General features: G+C 73.2%; 17 protein-coding genes. 4 read left to right on the top strand and 13 right to left on the bottom strand.

The window, feature by feature from the left end; all coding sequences use genetic code 11:
* Window positions 1-25 precede the first annotated feature (25 nt).
* Genes egtD through egtA form a run of 4 tightly spaced genes read right to left on the bottom strand, consistent with a single transcriptional unit; the run spans window position 26 to window position 4,423 of the window.
* Window positions 26-988 (bottom strand): L-histidine N(alpha)-methyltransferase, encoded by a 963-nt coding sequence (gene egtD, locus AB0959_RS34810; RefSeq protein WP_366830716.1) that lies wholly within the window; start codon window positions 986-988, stop codon window positions 26-28.
* Complete coding sequence (gene egtC / locus AB0959_RS34805) at window positions 985-1,812, bottom strand: ergothioneine biosynthesis protein EgtC (RefSeq protein WP_366830715.1); 828 nt, start codon at window positions 1,810-1,812, stop codon at window positions 985-987. Before egtC ends, egtD begins: the two co-directional genes overlap by 4 nt.
* Complete coding sequence (gene egtB / locus AB0959_RS34800) at window positions 1,812-3,152, bottom strand: ergothioneine biosynthesis protein EgtB (RefSeq protein ID WP_366830714.1); 1,341 nt, start codon at window positions 3,150-3,152, stop codon at window positions 1,812-1,814. The genes egtC and egtB overlap by 1 nt, the downstream gene beginning before the upstream one ends.
* Window positions 3,149-4,423 (bottom strand): ergothioneine biosynthesis glutamate--cysteine ligase EgtA, encoded by a 1,275-nt coding sequence (gene egtA, locus AB0959_RS34795; protein ID WP_366830713.1) that lies wholly within the window; start codon window positions 4,421-4,423, stop codon window positions 3,149-3,151. The genes egtB and egtA overlap by 4 nt, the downstream gene beginning before the upstream one ends.
* A 264-nt stretch (window positions 4,424-4,687) precedes the next feature.
* On the opposite strand from egtA, the gene AB0959_RS34790 reads away from it, so the two are divergent.
* Window positions 4,688-5,509 (top strand): TIGR02452 family protein, encoded by an 822-nt coding sequence (locus tag AB0959_RS34790; RefSeq protein WP_366830712.1) that lies wholly within the window; start codon window positions 4,688-4,690, stop codon window positions 5,507-5,509.
* 78 nt (window positions 5,510-5,587) lie between these two features.
* On the opposite strand, the gene AB0959_RS34785 is transcribed toward AB0959_RS34790, so the two are convergent.
* From AB0959_RS34785 to AB0959_RS34760, 6 genes are all read right to left on the bottom strand, one after another.
* The gene (locus AB0959_RS34785; protein WP_366830711.1) at window positions 5,588-6,034 is read right to left on the bottom strand and encodes a type II toxin-antitoxin system PemK/MazF family toxin; all 447 of its coding nucleotides are present in this window, start codon (window positions 6,032-6,034) and stop codon (window positions 5,588-5,590) included.
* 62 nt (window positions 6,035-6,096) lie between these two features.
* Window positions 6,097-7,599 (bottom strand): SPFH domain-containing protein, encoded by a 1,503-nt coding sequence (locus AB0959_RS34780; RefSeq protein ID WP_366830777.1) that lies wholly within the window; start codon window positions 7,597-7,599, stop codon window positions 6,097-6,099.
* Window positions 7,600-7,739: 140 nt separating this feature from the next.
* On the bottom strand, window positions 7,740-7,958 hold the full coding sequence (locus AB0959_RS34775) for a hypothetical protein (RefSeq protein ID WP_366830710.1): 219 nt from the start codon (window positions 7,956-7,958) through the stop codon (window positions 7,740-7,742).
* A 61-nt stretch (window positions 7,959-8,019) separates the two neighbouring features.
* Window positions 8,020-9,441: an amidase gene (locus tag AB0959_RS34770; protein WP_366830709.1), complete on the bottom strand. Its 1,422-nt coding sequence runs from the start codon at window positions 9,439-9,441 to the stop codon at window positions 8,020-8,022.
* A gap of 133 nt (window positions 9,442-9,574) precedes the next feature.
* Window positions 9,575-10,705, bottom strand: coding sequence for a helix-turn-helix domain-containing protein (locus AB0959_RS34765; RefSeq protein ID WP_366830708.1), 1,131 nt, complete (start codon window positions 10,703-10,705; stop codon window positions 9,575-9,577).
* 128 nt (window positions 10,706-10,833) lie between these two features.
* Complete coding sequence (locus AB0959_RS34760; protein WP_366830776.1) at window positions 10,834-11,781, bottom strand: LysR family transcriptional regulator; 948 nt, start codon at window positions 11,779-11,781, stop codon at window positions 10,834-10,836.
* Between the two features lie 105 nt (window positions 11,782-11,886).
* On the opposite strand from AB0959_RS34760, the gene AB0959_RS34755 reads away from it, so the two are divergent.
* Window positions 11,887-12,804: an NAD(P)H-binding protein gene (locus AB0959_RS34755; protein ID WP_366830707.1), complete on the top strand. Its 918-nt coding sequence runs from the start codon at window positions 11,887-11,889 to the stop codon at window positions 12,802-12,804.
* Window positions 12,794-13,159 carry a darcynin family protein gene (locus AB0959_RS34750; protein WP_366830706.1) on the top strand — a complete coding sequence of 122 codons (366 nt, stop codon included), beginning with the start codon at window positions 12,794-12,796 and terminating at the stop codon, window positions 13,157-13,159. Before AB0959_RS34755 ends, AB0959_RS34750 begins: the two co-directional genes overlap by 11 nt.
* Window positions 13,160-13,306: 147 nt before the next feature.
* Here AB0959_RS34750 and AB0959_RS34745 read toward each other — a convergent pair whose 3' ends face one another.
* The 3 genes from AB0959_RS34745 to AB0959_RS34735 all read right to left on the bottom strand — a co-directional run bounded on the left by AB0959_RS34745 (window position 13,307) and on the right by AB0959_RS34735 (window position 15,804).
* Complete coding sequence (locus tag AB0959_RS34745) at window positions 13,307-14,275, bottom strand: alpha/beta hydrolase (RefSeq protein WP_366830705.1); 969 nt, start codon at window positions 14,273-14,275, stop codon at window positions 13,307-13,309.
* Window positions 14,276-14,423: 148 nt separating this feature from the next.
* The gene (locus AB0959_RS34740; protein ID WP_366830704.1) at window positions 14,424-15,431 is read right to left on the bottom strand and encodes an FkbM family methyltransferase; all 1,008 of its coding nucleotides are present in this window, start codon (window positions 15,429-15,431) and stop codon (window positions 14,424-14,426) included.
* Between the two features lie 139 nt (window positions 15,432-15,570).
* A complete protein-coding gene (locus tag AB0959_RS34735; RefSeq protein WP_366830703.1) occupies window positions 15,571-15,804 on the bottom strand; it encodes a hypothetical protein in 234 nt (77 codons plus the stop codon).
* Between the two features lie 114 nt (window positions 15,805-15,918).
* Here AB0959_RS34735 and AB0959_RS34730 point away from each other — a divergent pair, with 114 nt between their 5' ends.
* On the top strand, window positions 15,919-16,824 hold the full coding sequence (locus AB0959_RS34730) for a LysR family transcriptional regulator (protein WP_366830702.1): 906 nt from the start codon (window positions 15,919-15,921) through the stop codon (window positions 16,822-16,824).
* Window positions 16,825-16,879 lie beyond the last annotated feature (55 nt).

Raw genomic sequence — 16,879 nt, 5'->3', positions numbered from 1 at the left:
CGGCGGACCGGCCCGGCGGGGCGCCTCACCGGGCGACGCTCAGCGACAGGGCGAACCTCCCCTCGCGGTCCGTCCACCAGTGCGTCAGCTCCAGTGCGGCGGCGGCCAGTTCACCGCGCACACCGTCCTCACGGAACTTCGCCGAGACCTCGGTACGCAGCTCCTCCCCGGCGGCGAAGTCGACGGCGAGGCCGACCGCCGGGATCTTCACGGTCTGCGCCGTCCGCGACCGCAGCCGCATCTCGATCCACTCGTGCTCCGTGTCCCACAGGGCCACATGGTCGAAGGCGTCCAGGTCGAAGTCCGCGTCGAGCTCGCGGTTGACGACCGTCAGCACGTTCTTGTTGAACTCGGCCGTCACCCCGGCCGCGTCGTCATACGCGGCCACGAGCACCGACGGGTCCTTGACCAGGTCCGTGCCGATCAGCAGCGCGTCGCCGGGCGACATCAACGCCCGCACGGACGCCAGGAACCCCGCGCGCTCGACGGGCAGCAGATTGCCGATCGTGCCGCCCAGGAACGCCACGAGCCGCGGCCCGGGTGTGTCCGGCAGGGTGAGCGCCGCGGTGAAGTCGGCGATCAGCGCGTGCACATGGAGGCCGGACCGTTCGGCGATCAGCGCCTCGCCCGCCTGCCGCAGCGCGCTCTCACTGACGTCGACGGGCACGTACGTGTGCAGGTCGGGCATGGCGTCGAGCAGGTGCCGGGTCTTGTCCGAGGACCCGGAGCCCAGCTCTACGAGGGTGCGGGCGCCGGTCGCGGCGGAGATCTCCGGAGCACGGGTCAGCAGGATCTCGCGCTCGGCACGCGTCGGGTAGTACTCGGGCAGTTCGGTGATCCGCTCGAACAGTTCGCTGCCGTGCGCGTCGTAGAACCACTTCGGCGGCAGCGTCCTGGGCGTGCGGGTAAGGCCGTGCAGGACGTCGGAGCGCAGGGCCGCGTCCGTGGCGTCCTCGGGCAGGGTGCGGGTCAGATGGAACGGGCTCACGCGATGGGCTCCTTGGGTGGTGCGGGTGCCGTGTCGTCGGGTGCCGCGATGTGGGCGGTGTGCGTCGCCCGGTCGTCCGGGTCCTTGAGCGGGGTCAGCAGGACGTCCGTACGGCTCGCCACGAGCAGCGTGCGGTCGGGCACCTCCTGCCAGTGCGGATCGTCGTCGTACGGCTCGGACGCCACGACCGTGCGGCGGCCGGGCTCGGCCAGGTACCAGAGCGTGTCGCCCCAGGCCGTGGCGGCGATCGTCTCGCCGTTGGTGAGCAGCAGGTTGAGCCGGGAGCCGGGTGCGGCCTCGGCGACCTCCAGCACCGTGTCGGCGAGTGCCTCGCCCTCCTCCTGACCGCCGCGCAGCCGGCCGAGCACCAGCGCCCAGACGAACGCGGAGTCGGAGCGGGCCTCCAGCGACAGCAACTCCACCGGAGGGAGGGACGGCACCAGGGAGGCCAGGGAGCGCGGCCATCCGGCGACGGCCCCGTTGTGGCTGAACAGCCAGGTCCCCGCGGCGAACGGCGCCGCCGCGGCCTCCCCGTCCGCCCCCGCCAGGGTCGCGTCCCGCACCGCGGCCAGCAGCCCGGTGGTCCGCACCACCCGGGCCAGGTCCGCGAAGCTCTGGTCACCCCAGATCGGCCCGGCCCGCCGGTAGCGCCCGGGCACCGGATCGCCCTCCGCGTACCAGCCGATCCCGAAACCGTCGGCGTTGACCGTCCCGTACCGCTGCCGTCGCGGCGCCCACGACTGCCGGAACAGGCTGTGCGGCGGGTCCACGAGGAGCCGGCCGAGCGGCTCCTCGGGCCCCAGGAACGCCAGGTGGCGGCACATCAGTCGAGCTCCGACAGTTCCGGCGAGGCGTCCCGCGCCGTGCGGAAGCCCGAGAAGATCTGCCGCCGGATCGGATAGTCCCAGTTGCGGAACGTCCCCCGGCACGCCACCGCGTCCACGGCGAACGCACCACCGCGCAGCACCTTGTACTCCGGGCCGAAGAACACCTCCGAGTACTCCTTGTACGGGAACGCCGTGAACCCCGGATACGGCAGGAAGTCGCTCGACGTCCACTCCCACACGTCACCGATCAACTGCCGCACCCCCAGCGGTGACGCGCCCGCCGGGTAGCTGCCCGCCGGTGCCGGGCGCAGGTGACGCTGGCCGAGGTTGGCGTGCTCCGGCCCGGGGTCGGCGTCGCCCCACGGATAGCGCCTGGAGCGGCCGGTGGCCGGATCGTGGCGGGCCGCCTTCTCCCACTCGGCCTCCGTGGGCAGCCGGCGTCCCGCCCAGCGCGCGTACGCGTCGGCCTCGTACCAGGACACGTGCACAATGGGCTCGTCCGGCGGCACGACCTCGGTGACGCCGAAGCGCCGCCGCAGCCACTGCCCGCCGTCACGGCGCCAGAACAGGGGCGCCTCGATGCCGTGTGCCTTGATGTGGTCCCAGCCCTCGGGCGCCCACCAGCGCTCGTCGCCGTAACCGCCGTCCTCGATGAACGCCTGGTAGGCGCTGTTCGTCACCGGAGTGGTGTCGATGTGGAACGGCGGGACCAGGCGCCGGTGCGCGGGCCGCTCGTTGTCCAGCGCCCAGGGCTCGGTCGAGGTGCCCATCATGAACGGGCCGCCGGGCACGAGCACCTCGGAGGGGCCCGTGAACAGCGGCACCGGCTCCGGATCGGGAGCCGTCAGGGCGGCGCCGCCCTTCCTGAGCTGGTGGGTGATCAGCATCGTCTCGTCGTGCTGCTGTTCGTGCTGGGCGATCATCCCGAACGCGAAACCGGCCTCGGTGAGCCGGGTGCCGCCGTGGAACGCGGCGCTCTCCAGCACATCGAGCGCCCGCCCCCGCACCTCGGCCGCGTACTGGCGGGCCTCGGCGGGCGGCAGCAGCGGCAGCGAGGGCCGCTCGGCCCGCGGGTGCTCGAACGCGTCGTAGATCCCGTCGATCTCGGGCCGTATCGCCTCACGTCCCGCGACGGTCCGCAGCAGCCACAGCTCCTCCTGGTTGCCGATGTGCGCGAGGTCCCACACCAGCGGGGACATCAGCGGCGAGTGCTGGGCGGTCAGCTCGGGGTCCTCGACACAGGAGGTGAGCAGCGCGGTGCGGACGCGGGCCCTGGTCAGCGCCTGAAGCGCGCGCTCACGGAGTATCTCCGGGTCGGTCGTCTCGGGCGCGGTCATGTGCGGATGTCCTTCCCGTGAAGCTGGCTGAGCAGATCGTCGGCGGGGCAGCGGCCCCGGGCCACGTAGCGGTCGGTGAAAGCGGCGACTGCCGCCTGTACGCCGTCGCCGGCGCCGAGCCGGGGCAGCGCCTCGACCGCCGCGTCGAAGCAGGCGAGAGCCGCCTCGTGCAGCTCGGGGTCGGCGAGACCCGACCGGGCGGCCGCGATCCACAGCGGATTGCGCGGAGCCGGCAGCGAGCCGGCCCGCTCCGCGAGGGGCTTGACGGTCCGGTAGGCGATCTCCGCCGCCTCGGGGTCCTCGAACAGGGCGGCCGTCACGGCGAGCGGCACGATCCACCCGTCCTCGCCGGGCTGGGCGTCGATCATGCGCAGTTCGAGGTGGCCGCGGGGCCGAACGGGTGGAAAGAGAGTCGTCAGGTGGTAGTCGAGATCCGCACGGCCGGGCGGATCCGACGACCGGGTCCAGTCCCGGAAACTCACTCCCTCCGGGACTCCCCAGGGGCCCTCGTCGGCCCGGACGCACATCACCGGCGCGTCCAGGACGTGCCGCGCCCAGACCGTCCGCGGATCACCGTCGAGCCGGGGAGCGCCGGCCCGGCCGGGGTCCATCGCCGCCCACAGGGACTGCCGCGTGGAACGCCAGCCGGTGACACGGCCACGGGCGAGCGGGGAGTTGGCGAACGCCGCCAGCAGGACCGCGCCCAACTGGTACGACAGCCACCAGCGCCGCCCGTAGCCCAGGGGGCCGGGCTCCTCGTACCCGGCGTCCAGGCACACCTGGACGGACGCGGAGGTGCACATCATGGCCCGGCCCTCGGGCCCGAAGCGGTCGAGGCACTGCTCCATCGCGTCGTAGCGGGGCTCATGGAGGTAGCGGCGGGGAGGGTTCCAGGGATCCTGGCCGAAGCCGTTCAGGACGAGTCCCGCCTCGCGCAGTACCGCGCGGACGGCGTCCAGATCGGCGGCGACGGACGTGATGACGTCCGTCAGGGAGGTGGCGGGCGCCGAGCTGAGCTCCAGCTGGCCGCCGGGTTCGACGGTGAGCGCCGAGGAGAGGGGCAGGGCCCGCAGTGCGGCGTAGGCCGCTTCGAGACGTTCGGGTGATACCGGGAGCCGCGGGTCGCGCGACTCGTGGACGAGCCATTCCACTTCGACACCGAGGGTGCGGGGCGGGCCGGTCTTGAAGCAGATGCCGCGGACCAGCGCCTCGACCTCTGCCTCGGTGACGGCGGAGCGTTTCTCCGTACAGCCACTGGGCGAATCGGACATGTAGGGATCCTCCTGAGATTCCACCATGCCGCCGGTCCGATGTCGGTTGGGTCCGGACCGGCAACGCTCGTCCCACCCAAAACCCTCGCGCCGGTTCGCACAAGGGCGCACATCGTGTCTTTTGGTATTCGAGAACCTCTCCTTCAGGGGGCCAGAGGCCGTGTTTCAGCAGCTTTCACAGGCCGTTCCGGAGCAGGAAATCCCGTTGCGGCTCAGAACCAGCATCGCTCAGGATGCGTGCATGAGCACGACGGGGGAGGCGCCATGAGCGCGCGCCTGCGCGGAATCGCGCGGGACACGGAGGAGATCGTCGCCCACGGCGTGTACCGAGCGGCCGACGGGCGCGAGGTGTCCATCGCCGCCGCGGTCGCGGCGGCGCGGGCCGGAACGCGGATGTTCGGCCCGGACCCGGTGCAGGCACCGCGGGCCGACCCGGTCCCCGCCCGGACCGAGGTCACCGAGGAGAGCAGCCTGGAAGCGGCACGGCGGCTGACCCTGGCCGACGGCTCGCCGGTCGCCGTCCTGAACTTCGCCTCGGCACGCAACCCGGGCGGCGGTTTCCTGAACGGCGCGCAGGCCCAGGAGGAGGCACTGTGCCGCGCCTCCGCGCTCTACGCGTGCGTCCGTGAGGTGCGGGCCTTCTACGACCACCACCGCACCCACCGCGATCCGTTCTACACGGACCGTGTCATCCACTCACCCGCCGTGCCCGTCTTCCGCGACGACCGGGGACGGCTCCTGGACGAGCCGTACACGGCCGGCTTCCTGACCGCCGCCGCACCGAACGCGTCGGTCGTCCGGCGTACGTCACCGCAGCGCGTCCCCGAGCTGCCCCACGCCCTCGCGCTCCGCGCCGAACGGGTACTGGAGACGGCGGCGGCGTGCGGTTACCGCCGGCTGGTGCTGGGCGCGTGGGGGTGCGGGGTGTTCGGGAACGATCCGGGGCAGGTGGCGGAGGCGTTCAGGGAACTGCTGGTGAAGGGGCGTTTCGAGGGGTACTTCGAGCACGTGGTGTTCGGGGTGCTGGACCGTACGCGGGGTGCGGTGGTCCGAGGCGCCTTCGAACGCTTGTTCAGCAGTGTGTAGGGGCGCGGGGCTGTCACATTGTGCGGCACCGCCGCGTGGGCGCGACCAGCCACAATCAACCCGCACCCGGCCGACCGCTCAAACCCACCCGTACCGCTCCCGCAACCGCCGCACAACGGAGTTGAACCGCATCCGGTCCAACGCACACGCCTCCCGCCGCATCCCCGCCTCATGCAGCCGCAGCACCCGGTCCACGTCCACCCACGAGTCCCGCCCCGTCCGGTCCCACGGCCCGCTTCCGATCGGCACCCACTCCCGCTCGCCGTCGTGCCGTTTGCTGGACAGCTGCACGGCGAGGAAGGTGCCCGAGGGCTCGCGGGCGACCACCAGCACGGGCCGGTCCTTGCCCCGCCCGTCGTTCTCCTCGAACGGCACCCACGTCCAGACGATCTCCCCGGGATCGGGGTCACCGTCGTGCGCGGGCGAGTACTCGGTGCGCACCCGGCCGACCCTGCGCGGGTCGGCCTCGGTGGTGGCGGAGGGGCCGTGGCGGCCGGGGACGTCTTCAGCGGCGAACGCAGTCACGCGGCCACGTTAAGCCCCCGTCAGCCCTCGGTACGCGCCAGGCCCCCCTCACCTTCCTTACGTCACCTTTCGTCCTTGTCCACGTCCACCGGCACGGTCTCCGTCCGCGGCGGCGCGAACCCGTTCAGCACGGCGGCCGAGGCGTTGCCGTTGCCGCCCGCCGTGGCGCCGTTCTGGTTCATCGACGCCAGGAGCTGACGGGCGAGCCCCAGTCCCGTACCGCCCATGGTGAGCGCCTTCGCGAACACGTCGGCCATGCCGTCCGCGCCGTTGAGCAGCACCATGTTGTCGACATTGCCGAACGCGCTCGCGCCCGCCTGCACGATCTCCGGCCACTTCTCGGCGAGTTGCTGGGCGACCACGGCCTCCTGGTTCTCCGCGAGGGCGGCGGCGCGTGCCTTGATGGCCTCGGCCTCCGCGAGACCCTTGGCCCGCGCGGCCTCGGCGACCGCCAGGCCCTTCGCCTGCTGGGCCGCGGCCTCCGCCTCACCGGTGGCCCGCGTCGCGGTCGCGGCGGCGGCACCCCGCGCCTTCGTGGCCTCGGCTTCGGCGCCCGCGGCCGCCTTGACCCGGGTCGCCTCGGCCGCGGCCGCCAGCTCCGTCTCCTTCGCGTTGGCCTGGGCCGCGGAGATCCGCGCGTCGCGCTCGGCCTCGGCCAGCGTGCGCTTCTCGTACGCCTTCGCGTCCGCGGGCTTGCGGACATCGGCCTGGAGCTGCTGTTCCCTGCGGTGGGCCTCCAACTCGGCGACCCGCGTCTCCTGGACCACGACCTCCTGGCGGGCCGCGGCGTCCTCCAACGGTCCGGCCTGCCGGGACCGCGCGGCGGCCTTGTCGCGTTCGGCCTGGTAGCCGGCCTGGAGGATCTCGCTGTCCCGGGTCGCCTCGGCCATACGGGCGAACGACTGCTGCTCGGCCTCCGTGGCCAGACGGTTCGCCTCGGCCTGGGCTATGCGCGCGTCCCGCTGCACGGCCGCCGCGTGCGGCATGGCCAGGTTCTGGATGTAGCCCGTCGGGTCCTCGATCTCGTGGATCTGCAACGAGTCGACGATCAGCCCCAGCTTCTCCATCTCCGTACCGCAGGCGGCCCGGGTCTGGCCGGTCAGCTTCTCCCGGTCGCGGATCATGTCCTCGACCGTCAGCCCGCCCACGATGGAGCGCAGGTGACCGGCGAAGACGTTGTGCACCCGCTCCGACATCATTTTCTGCTGGTCCAGGAACCGGCGGCCCGCGTTGGCGATGGACACGAAGTCGTCGCCGACCTTGAAGATGACCACGCCCCGCACCTTCAGCGGGATGCCCTGGTGGGTCACGCAGTCGACGGACAGCTCGGTCTCGTTCAGGTCCAGCGACAGCTTGCGCACCGCCTGAACGCCGGGCAGCACCAACGTGCCGCGCCCGGTGACGATGCGGAAGCCCATGCCTTCCTCGAGGCCCTCGGTCCTGTGCTTGGAACCGGAGATGATCAGTGCCTCGTTGGGCTCCGCCACTCGCCACATGAGCTTGAAGACCCCGACGATGAAAATGAGCGCGAGGACGACAGCCCCCGCGACGACGCCGACGAACATCGGCACTCGCCCCCTTTGGATGGTGCCCTGACGGCACCGAACGAACGCGAGTGTCCCTCCGCGCACGCCCCGGGTACAGACGCCGGTGAAACCTTGCCGCAACCTTGACGCACACCGCTCTCACCTGGAGCGGAGCGCACTCAACTGTCGTACGCCGCCGTCACGTAGACGGTCCGCGGCGGCAGGTGCTCCACCACCATCACCACGGTCCCCGGCTCGATGCGCTCCTTCGCGGACGCCGCGTACGCGAGGAAGTGCTCGGCGCCGCCCCGCACCCGGACGATCACCTCACCGACCAGCCCGGGCCCCACCGTGCCGGTGACCCGCCCCATCAGCCCGACCATCGACACGTCGTCCATGGTCACAGCGTAAGGGCGCGGGTCCCCGCCACGGTATGGGCGGGCACCTCCGCCCCGCCCCTCACGCGGCAGCCGAATCGGTGGCGGACCGTACGGGCGGCCACCGTTCGTGCCACCGCTGGTCCGCCTCCAACTGCGCGGCCAGCGACACGAGAAGGGGTTCGCTGTTCGCCGGGCCGAGCAACTGGGCACCCACGGGCAGGCCGTCGACGAACCCGGCGGGGACGTTCACCCCGGGCCAGCCCAGCACGTTCCACGGCCAGGCGTACGGGCACGCCGCGATCATCGCCCGGTCGGTGCCGAGTCCGCCGAGGTGCAGCATGGCGCCGATACGCGGTGGGGGAGCGGCGGTCGTCGGGGCCAGCATCACGTCGTACGAGGTGAAGAGCGCCCCGATCCGCCGGTGCAGCGAGGCCTCCGCGCGGCGGGCCACCCGCAGGGGCGCCCCGGCCAGCAGCCGGCCCAGGCGGGCGGAGTCGCGGGTGCGCCGGTCGAGCAGGTGCGGGTGGGGGACCTCGCGCACCCACTCGGCGATACCGGCGGTGGCGCGCGGCACGAACGTCAGACCGATCCGGCCGTAACTCGGCTCCGCCTCCTCCACCACGTGTCCCAGCGCCGCCAGCCGCTCCGCGAGGGCCAGCACGCGCTCCCGCACCTGGGGATCGAGCCGCGCGGGCAGTGCCGTGAACGGCGGTTTGAGGGACACGGCGATCCCGAGCCGGCCGGGGTCGCGGCCCACCGCCTCCGAGACGCTCAGCGCGGGCGGGCGGTGCAGGTCACCCTCGTGGTTGCCGCTCGCCGCGTCCAGGAGGAGGGCGGCGTCGGCGACCGTGCGGGCGAGTGTGCCGTTGACCGTGATGCCCTGGAAGGACTCCGGGCGAGGCCAGGTCGAGATGCGTCCGCGCTGCGGCTTGATGCCGACGAGGTGGGTCCAGGACGCGGGGATGCGCACCGAGCCGGCGCCGTCCGAGCCCAGCGCGGCCGGGACCAGGCCCGCAGCGACCGCGGCCGCCGAACCTCCGGACGAGCCGCCCGGGGTGTGGTCGTGGTGCCACGGGTTGCGGGTGGCGCCGAAGGCGGGCCCCTCGGTGAACGGCCACTGGCCCAGCTCGCAGGTGTTGGTCTTGCCGACGACGACCGCCCCGGCCGCGCGCAGCCGCCGTACCGCCTCGCCGTCCTCGGCACGTGGAGGGAACTCCCCGCAGCAGCCGAACGCGGTGGGCTCGCCGGCGACGTCCATGTCGTCCTTCACGGCCACCGGCACCCCGAGCAGCGGGCGCCGCTCAGCTGCCGCCAGTGCCCTGTCCGCGGCGTCGGCCTCGGCGAGGGCCGCCTCCGTCCGCACCCGGCGGAAGGCGTTGACCGTCGGCTGGGTCGCCTCGATCCGGGCCAGCGCCCGCTCGACGAGCGTCCGCGACGTCACCTCCCCGGCGGCCAGCGCGCGAACGCACTCCGCCAGACCGGCGGAACGGTCGGGAGCCATACGGGACACCTCCGGTGGGACGTTCCGGCAGGACGTTGTCTACCGAACGGTAACGTCCGGGTGGGCGCGGGGGCACGAGAAGCGGAACATCGCAGGCGGGGACGGCGGTTCGCGCCGCGGACCGGCTCGTCCCCTACCCCCGCGCCAGTCGCCGCATGGCCAGGGCGAGCTGCAGCCGCAGGCGGCCCTGAGGAGTGCGGACCGGCCAGCCGAGGAGCGACTCGGCGTGGGTCAGGCGGTCCTGGAGCGTCGAGTGGTGGACGTTGGCCTCCGCGGCCGCCGCGCGCAGGCTCGCCGTGGAGGCGACGGCGTACAGGGTGAGGAGCATCCAGGGAGCGTCGGCCGCCGCTCCCTCCAGGGCGTGGACGTCGGGCGGCGGCTCCGCGCCCGCAACGACGAGATCGGCGAGGAGGGCGATACCGCCCAGCTCGTCGGCGTGCACGACCCGGGAGCCCGGATCGCGCGCGGTCCCCTCGGCGGTGAACCGGAGGGCGGTACGGGCAGCGGTCCAGGAACGGGGCAGGTCGAGCAAGGGAACGGCGGGGCCGACACCGAGCCGGCCCACGGACACGGGCAACCGGGTGTCGGCCGGGCTCTCTGCCATTTGCGCGGGCAGGATCCGTGGCGGGCCGTCGAGGGGTGCGAGGGCGCGGGCCCGCGTGGCGGGGTCACCGGTGTCGAGGCCCGGGCGCCGGGCCGTCTGCGCGGGCAGGATCCGTGGCGGGCCGTCGAGGGGTGCGAGGGCGCGCGCCCGTGTGGCGGGGTCACCGGTGTCGAGGCCCAGGCGCCGGGCCGCGTGCAGCCGGACCCGTTCGGTGGCGGTGGCGTCGAGAACGGTCTCGACGAGGGCCGGGTCGTCGGCGGGGGAGACGGGCGCCCGGCCGCGGGTACGGTCCAGGACCAGCCTGATCGCGCCCGCCGCCCGCTCCAGGATCACCGCGTCGACCACGCTCGGGCCGGGCGCGGCGCGCTCCAGCCACAAGGCCGCGGCGCCGTCCGGCGTCAGCTCCTCCGACGGCCAGGCCGGGTCCGGCGGGAGATCCGCGGGGTCGTCCCGGCGGCTGCCGTCGGGTTCGACCCGCACGCGCACCCGCCGTCCGCTGTCGACGAGTCGTGCGGGGCAGCCGGCCAGCACGGCCGCGCCACGGACCAGCGCCTCCAGGCCGGCCCGGGACTCGGCCAGTCGGTCGAAGTAGGCGATGACCCGTACGGCGGCGCCGGCGTCCGGGTCGAGCGCGGTCAGGCGCCCGGCCAGCTCTTTCATGTGCCCATGGTGCGGTACGCCCGCCGGATGTCGTAGGGCCACGGGGGTTTTTCGCCCCCGCCGCCGCTACACGTGTCGGTTCGGGCCCGTGTCCGGGTGCCCGGGTATGCGCGGGCCCGCGCTGTGGACTATTCCTCTCGGGTTGGACGGAGTACCCGGCGCACGGCGCCACGCAGCCACTGGTGGGCCCCGTCGGCGGTGTGGCGCGGGTGCCAGGCCATGCCGATCGTCAGTGGTGGCAGCGGCAGCGGGATCTCCAGCAGGCGCAGTCCCAGCGCGTGCGCCGCGTGGGTGAGTGGTGAAGGGGGCTCGCCCGGCAGCGCGGTCGGCACCAGACAGACCACGTCGCCGACCGCGGCCAGCGCCATCGCCGCCAGATGTCCGGGCAGGGCGGCGCTGACCCGCCGGCTGAGCCCTTGCTCGGCCAGGGCCGCGTCCAGCGGGCCGGTGAAGCGTCCCCTGCGGCTGACCGTCACGTGCTCGGCCGCGGCCAGCCTCGCCGCTGTCAGGGTTCCTTCGGCGAGCGGGTGCCCGGCCCTGACGCCGGCCGCCATCCGCAGCGTGACCAGCTCTTCGACCCGGGTCTCCGGGTCGACGTGGTCGATGGCCCCGATCTCCAGATCGATCCGGCCCTCGCGCAGCGCGGGCCCCGCCTCCCACTCCTCCGCCAGCACCCGCAGCGAGACGCCCGGCGCCCGGTGCCGGGCCAGTCCGAGAAGGCCCGGCGTCAGCGCCGCGCCGACCAGGTCGGCGGCCTGGATGGTGAAGGTGCGCCTCAGTGTGGCGGGGTCGATCCCGCCACTCGGGGTGAGCAGTGCCTCCAGCCGGCGCACCACTGCGGCGGCCTCGCCCCGCAGCGCCTCGGCGCGGGGTGTGGGCACCATCGCCTGCCCCGCCCGCACCAGGAGCGGATCCTGGAGCACCCGTCGCAGCCGGGCCAGGGTGCGGCTCATCGCCGCGGGGGAGGTGTGCAGCCGCGCGGCGGCGCGGGTCACGCTCTGCTCGGTCAGCAGGGCGTCGAGGGCGACGGCGAGGTTGGCGTCGAGGTTCGGGGAGGAGCTGCTCACCGGCAAAATTCCGTTTCAGGCAATGATTGGATGCTGAAGTTCCCATTGTGGCAATGCTGTTGGCGTCCGCACGATGAAAGGGCGTACCGATCCGACACACACCACGAGGTTTTCATGATCGTCATTACCGGCCCCACCGGGAACATCGGCCGCCGACTGCTGTCGCTGCTGGTCGAGGCCGCGCCCGCACACGGAGAGGAGTTGCGCGTCGTGGTCCGCGATCCTGCCCGCCTCTCCGAGGCCGTGCGCGAACGGGTCGAGGTGGTCACCGGTTCGCACGGCGACGCCGCGACCGTCGAGCGTGCCCTCACCGGGGCCGACGCCGTTTTCTGGCTGGTGCCGCCGGACGCCTCGGGCACGCCCGACGAGGCGTACAGCGGCTTCACCCGCCCGGCCGCGCGGGCGTTCGCCGCCCACGGCGTCGGCCATGTCGTCGGCGTCTCGGCGCTGGGCCGCGGCACGCCCCAGGCCGCCCGGGCCGGGCTGGTCACCGCCTCCCTGGCCATGGACGACCTGATCGCCGACTCCGGCGTCGCCTACCGCGCCCTGGCCAACCCGTCCTTCTTCGAGAACCTGCTGGAGGAGGCCGACTCGATCCGCGAGCACGGCGTCTTCACCGACACCGTCGCCGCGGACCGCCCGGCCCCGCTCGTGGCCGTCGCCGACATCGCCGCGACGGCGGCCGGACTGCTGCTGGACCGCTCCTGGACCGGCGTCGCCAGTGTTCCGGTGCTCGGCCCGCAGGACCTGTCGCCCAACGACCTGGCCCGCATCATGACCGAGGAACTGGGCCGTCCGGTCCGCTACCGGCGCCAGCCGCTCGACGAGCTGCGGTCCACCCTGCTCGGCCACGGCCTCAACGAGGCGTTCGTCGAGGGCATGGTCGACATGAAGCGCGCCAAGGACCAGGGCCTGGACTCGGGCGTCGACCGCTCGGCGCAGGCGGGCCCGGCCACCGGATTCGCGCAGTGGTGCGCGCGGACCCTCAAGCCCGCCGTCCTCGCCACCCCGGAGGCAGTCGATGCCCACTGACCGAACCGAGCCGCCGGTCACCGCGTTCATGCTGGTCAAGACCACACCCGAGTGGCTGGCGATGACCGTGGCCGAACGCGTCCAGGCGTTCACCACCCAGGTCGTCCCGGTGATCGAGGCCCGTACCCGCGGCGTCCGCTCCCGCTTCTACGACACGGAGTTCTACTCGGCGCGGGTCACCGACATATGGGTCTGGGAGGCGGACGACCACGACGCCTACCGGCTGCTGATCGACGCACTGCGCGAGACCCCCTTCTGGGACCGCTACTTCAGCGTCGTGGACCTGCTCGTGGGCACCGAGAACGGCTACGCCCGCACGTATGGCCTGGAGCCGGTGGCCACCCTCGCTACCTGACAGTGCCCCGTAAGGGGCGCGGGGAACTGCGCGACCAGCCACAGACAACCCGCGCACCACCCCACCCACCCCCAGACGCCCCCCACGGGGGTCTGGGGGCGGAGCCTCCAGGGGCAGGATGGGACGGTAGAGGCGGCGGAGGCGAGGTCACTCGCCCACGAGCCGCCGCAGCCACGCCAGCCGCGCCCCCACCGTGGCCTGGGAAACGGCGGCCTGCGGCGCGAACCCCTCGTAGCCGTGGAAGCCGCCGGGCCAGACGTGCAGCTCGGCGACACCCCCGGCCTGCCAGATCCGCGAGGCGTAGGCGACCGTCTCGTCCCGGAAGGTCTCCGCCGACCCGACGTCGAGAAGGGCGGGCGGAAGCCCGGACAGGTCCTCGGCCCGCGCCGGAGCCGCGTACGGGGACACGTCCGGCCCACCACGCCGGTCGCCGAGCAGCGCGGTCCACCCGGTCTCGTTGGCCGCGCGGTCCCAGACACCGAGCCCCGCCATCTGGTGGGAGGACGGAGTGTCGTTGCGGTCGTCCAGCATCGGGCACATCAGCATCTGCCCGATCGGCCGAGGACCCCCGCGGTCGCGGGCCAGCAGCGCGAGCGCGGCCGTCAGACCGCCGCCCGCGCTGCCTCCCACGATGACGATCCGCTCCGGATCGCCGCCGATCTCCTTGGCGTGCTCCGCCGTCCACAGCAGACCGGCGTAGACGTCCTCGACCGGCGCCGGATGCGGATGCTCCGGAGCCAGCCGGTACTCCACGGACACCACGACCGCGTCCAGCTCCCGCGCCCAGTCCAGGGCGAGGTCGATCCCGATCCTGTTGTTGCCGAGGATCATCCCGCCACCGTGGGTGTTGTAGATCACCGGCCGCCCGCCGGCGGACCCGGCCGGCCGGCAGATCAGCAGTGAGATGTCGGGCGCGCCCTGCGGCCCCGGCACCGTCCGGTCCTCGACCTCGAAGAACCCGTCGCGGCTCAGTGCCTCCTCGGGCTGGTCCATGGAGGCCAGGCCCTGGCGCAGCTCGGCGATCCCGTCGAGCGTGAAGGACGAGGGCAGCGACTCGGCGACCACCTCCAGGGCGGCGGCGAGCTCGGGGTCGAACGGCGGCGGGGTCAGCGTCATGGGGTTCTCCTCACACGGGGGTGCCGTGCCGGCGGCTCGTACGGCCCCATGGTCCGCGCGCCGGGCCCGACCCCGCAGCCCGCCGCACGGCGGCACCTGCCCGCCAACCGGCGGGTGGCACCGTACAGGCGGGCCGCGGCCGGAGCCCTCAGCCCTTCGAGGGAGCCGCGTCCGCGCGCATCATCACGCAGTCGAACTCGACCACGCGACCCGTGCTCTCCTCGCGCGTCACCGGGTACATGCCGGTGATTCCGAACCCGCTGCGCTCGTAGAGGGCGATCGCCTCGCTCATCTCCGGACTGCCCTCGTACAACCGCAGCGCGGCGACCTCCGACTGCAGGCCGACGAAGTCCGCGATCCGCTCCCCGGCGCCCGCGAAGACCTCCAGGTCGTAGCCCTGGGTGTCCATCTTGAGGTAGGGGCGGGGATCGGCGATGCCGTCCAGGGCCTTCTCGATCACCCCGTCGAGCCGCCGGATCTGGATCTCCTCCGTCTGCGTCTTCGCGAACCGCTTGTAGCGGCCCCGGCCGTAGTCGCTCGGCGGCAGCAACGAGTTCATCGAGTTCCAGCCGGTGTGGATGGACTGCGTGGTCTCCTCGCGCCCCAGGGCGAAGTGGTGCACGTGCCACTCGGGGTCGTCCGCCGAGGCCCGTTCCAGGCGGGAGAAGGCGTCCGCGGTGGGCTCGAAGGAGAGGATCCGGCCGGTGTAGCCGAACCGGCGCAGCCGCTTGGCGTACTGGCCGGCGTTGGCCCCGACGTCGAAGACGCAGTTCACCTCGTAGGCCGCCAGCATCCCCGCCACGTGCTGGGAGCACAGGTACTCCCCGGCCGCGAGCTGGAAGCGGCGCTCGTCCGCCGTCGCGCTCTCGGTCATCAGCAGGTGTGCGCCGGTGTCGCCGAGGCGGACGTCGGTCCACTTGCCGGGCGACTGCGCGGCCTTCTGGGCCTTCTTGTCGAGGACCACCCACGTGCCCTTGCCGGCGCGGGTCACGGAATACCGGCCGGCGCCACTGGCGAGCAGGTCCGCACCCGGCTGGAGCGGAATCCGGGCGGGCCCGCCGCGCCGGGAGACCACCGCGGTCCCCGGGCCGAGGTCGGTGACCTGTACACCCATCCGGGGCATCAGCCTGAGCAGTCTTCTGTAAAGCGTCTCCATCCGCCCACCCTTGCAGAGATGGCGCGAAACGGGTGCACGCTTGAGCGAATTCGAGTCGTGCGTCGCTCGCCTGCCCGACGTGAGGCGCGGACCGCCGGCCGATGATCCGTTCCAGGGGCTCCTCGGCCGGCCGGGACGGTCAGCCGCCGGCCGAGCCGCACGGTTCGCGCACCCCCGCCGGGGCGGGGGGCCGGCTGCGGGAGACGACGCGCATCCCGCGCTCGTCGACGACGCGGACCTGGAGCGAGCCGCACCCGCAGCGGATCCAGGCGGTGTGGCCCGCGGCCGTGACGTGCCGGGACACGACCCGGAAGGGCTCGGCGTGGTCGGGCCAGCCGCAGTGCGGGCAGGCTCCGGCCATCGTGCTGGTCATGGCAACTCCTTGTGGTGCGGACATGGTTGACCGTCGCGACACAGCCAGGGTGGGCCGAAGCCGACGTACACGTCCAGGTTGACTTTCTGGACCACACCTTGAAGCGTAGCCTTCATGATTGACCTGCGCCGACTGCACGTCCTGAGGGCGGTCGCCCACTACGGCACGGTCACCGCGGCCGCCAACGCCCTGCACTTCACACCGTCCGCCGCCTCGCAGCAGATCCGTCAGCTCGCCCGCGACCTGGACGTCGTCCTGCTGGAACCGCAGGGCCGCGGCGTCCGGCTCACGCCTGCGGCACAGAGCCTGCTCGCGCACGCCGACGCCATCCAGGCCCGCTGGGAGCAGGCCGAACTCGACCTACGGGCCGACCACGGGTCCCCGGCCGGCATCCTGCGCACGAGTGGATTCCCCGTCGCCGTCTCGGTGTTGCTCGCCCCGATGGCGGCCCGCCTGCGAACCCTCCACCCGCGCCTGTCCGTACGGATCCAGGAGGCGGGAGTGCCCGAGAGCTTCGACCTGCTCTTCGAGGGGGAGATCGACCTGGCGGTCGTCGAGGCGACCCCGCACAACCCGCCCCTCGCCGACGAGCGGTTCGACCAACAGCCGCTTCTCGACGACCCGTTCGACCTGGTCGTCCCCGACGACCATCCCCTGGCGGGCCGCGAACGCATCGACCTCGCGGACGCGGCGCACGAGGACTGGATCGCCCCGGTGGCCGACAGTCCCTGCCGTCCCCACGTGCTGTCGGCGTGTGGTGGTGCCGGATTCAGCCCCAACATCGTGCACCATGCACTGGACTGGAACGTTTCGGCGCATCTGGTCGCCCACCGGCTCGGTGTCGCGCTCGTTCCGCGCCTCGCCCAACTGACCCCTCACCTGCCCATCACCCGCGTCCGCTGCGCCGGCAACCCCCATCGCAAATTGCTGACGTGCACGCGCGGCGGCGGCGCCCAACGGCCCGCCGTCGTCGCGGCGTTGGCTGAGTTGCGTATGGTGGCACCCACGGCGGTCGCGTGACCGTCCCGCAAGGGACCGGCGCGCGCTACCCCGTCACCTGCCCTGCCACCCCCCC

Source organism: Streptomyces sp. NPDC046862, from assembly GCF_040704615.1.
Taxonomy (GTDB): Bacteria; Actinomycetota; Actinomycetes; order Streptomycetales; family Streptomycetaceae; genus Streptomyces.
Note: the sequence above shows the minus strand (reverse complement) of the source record. Positions and strands in the feature narration are given on the sequence as shown.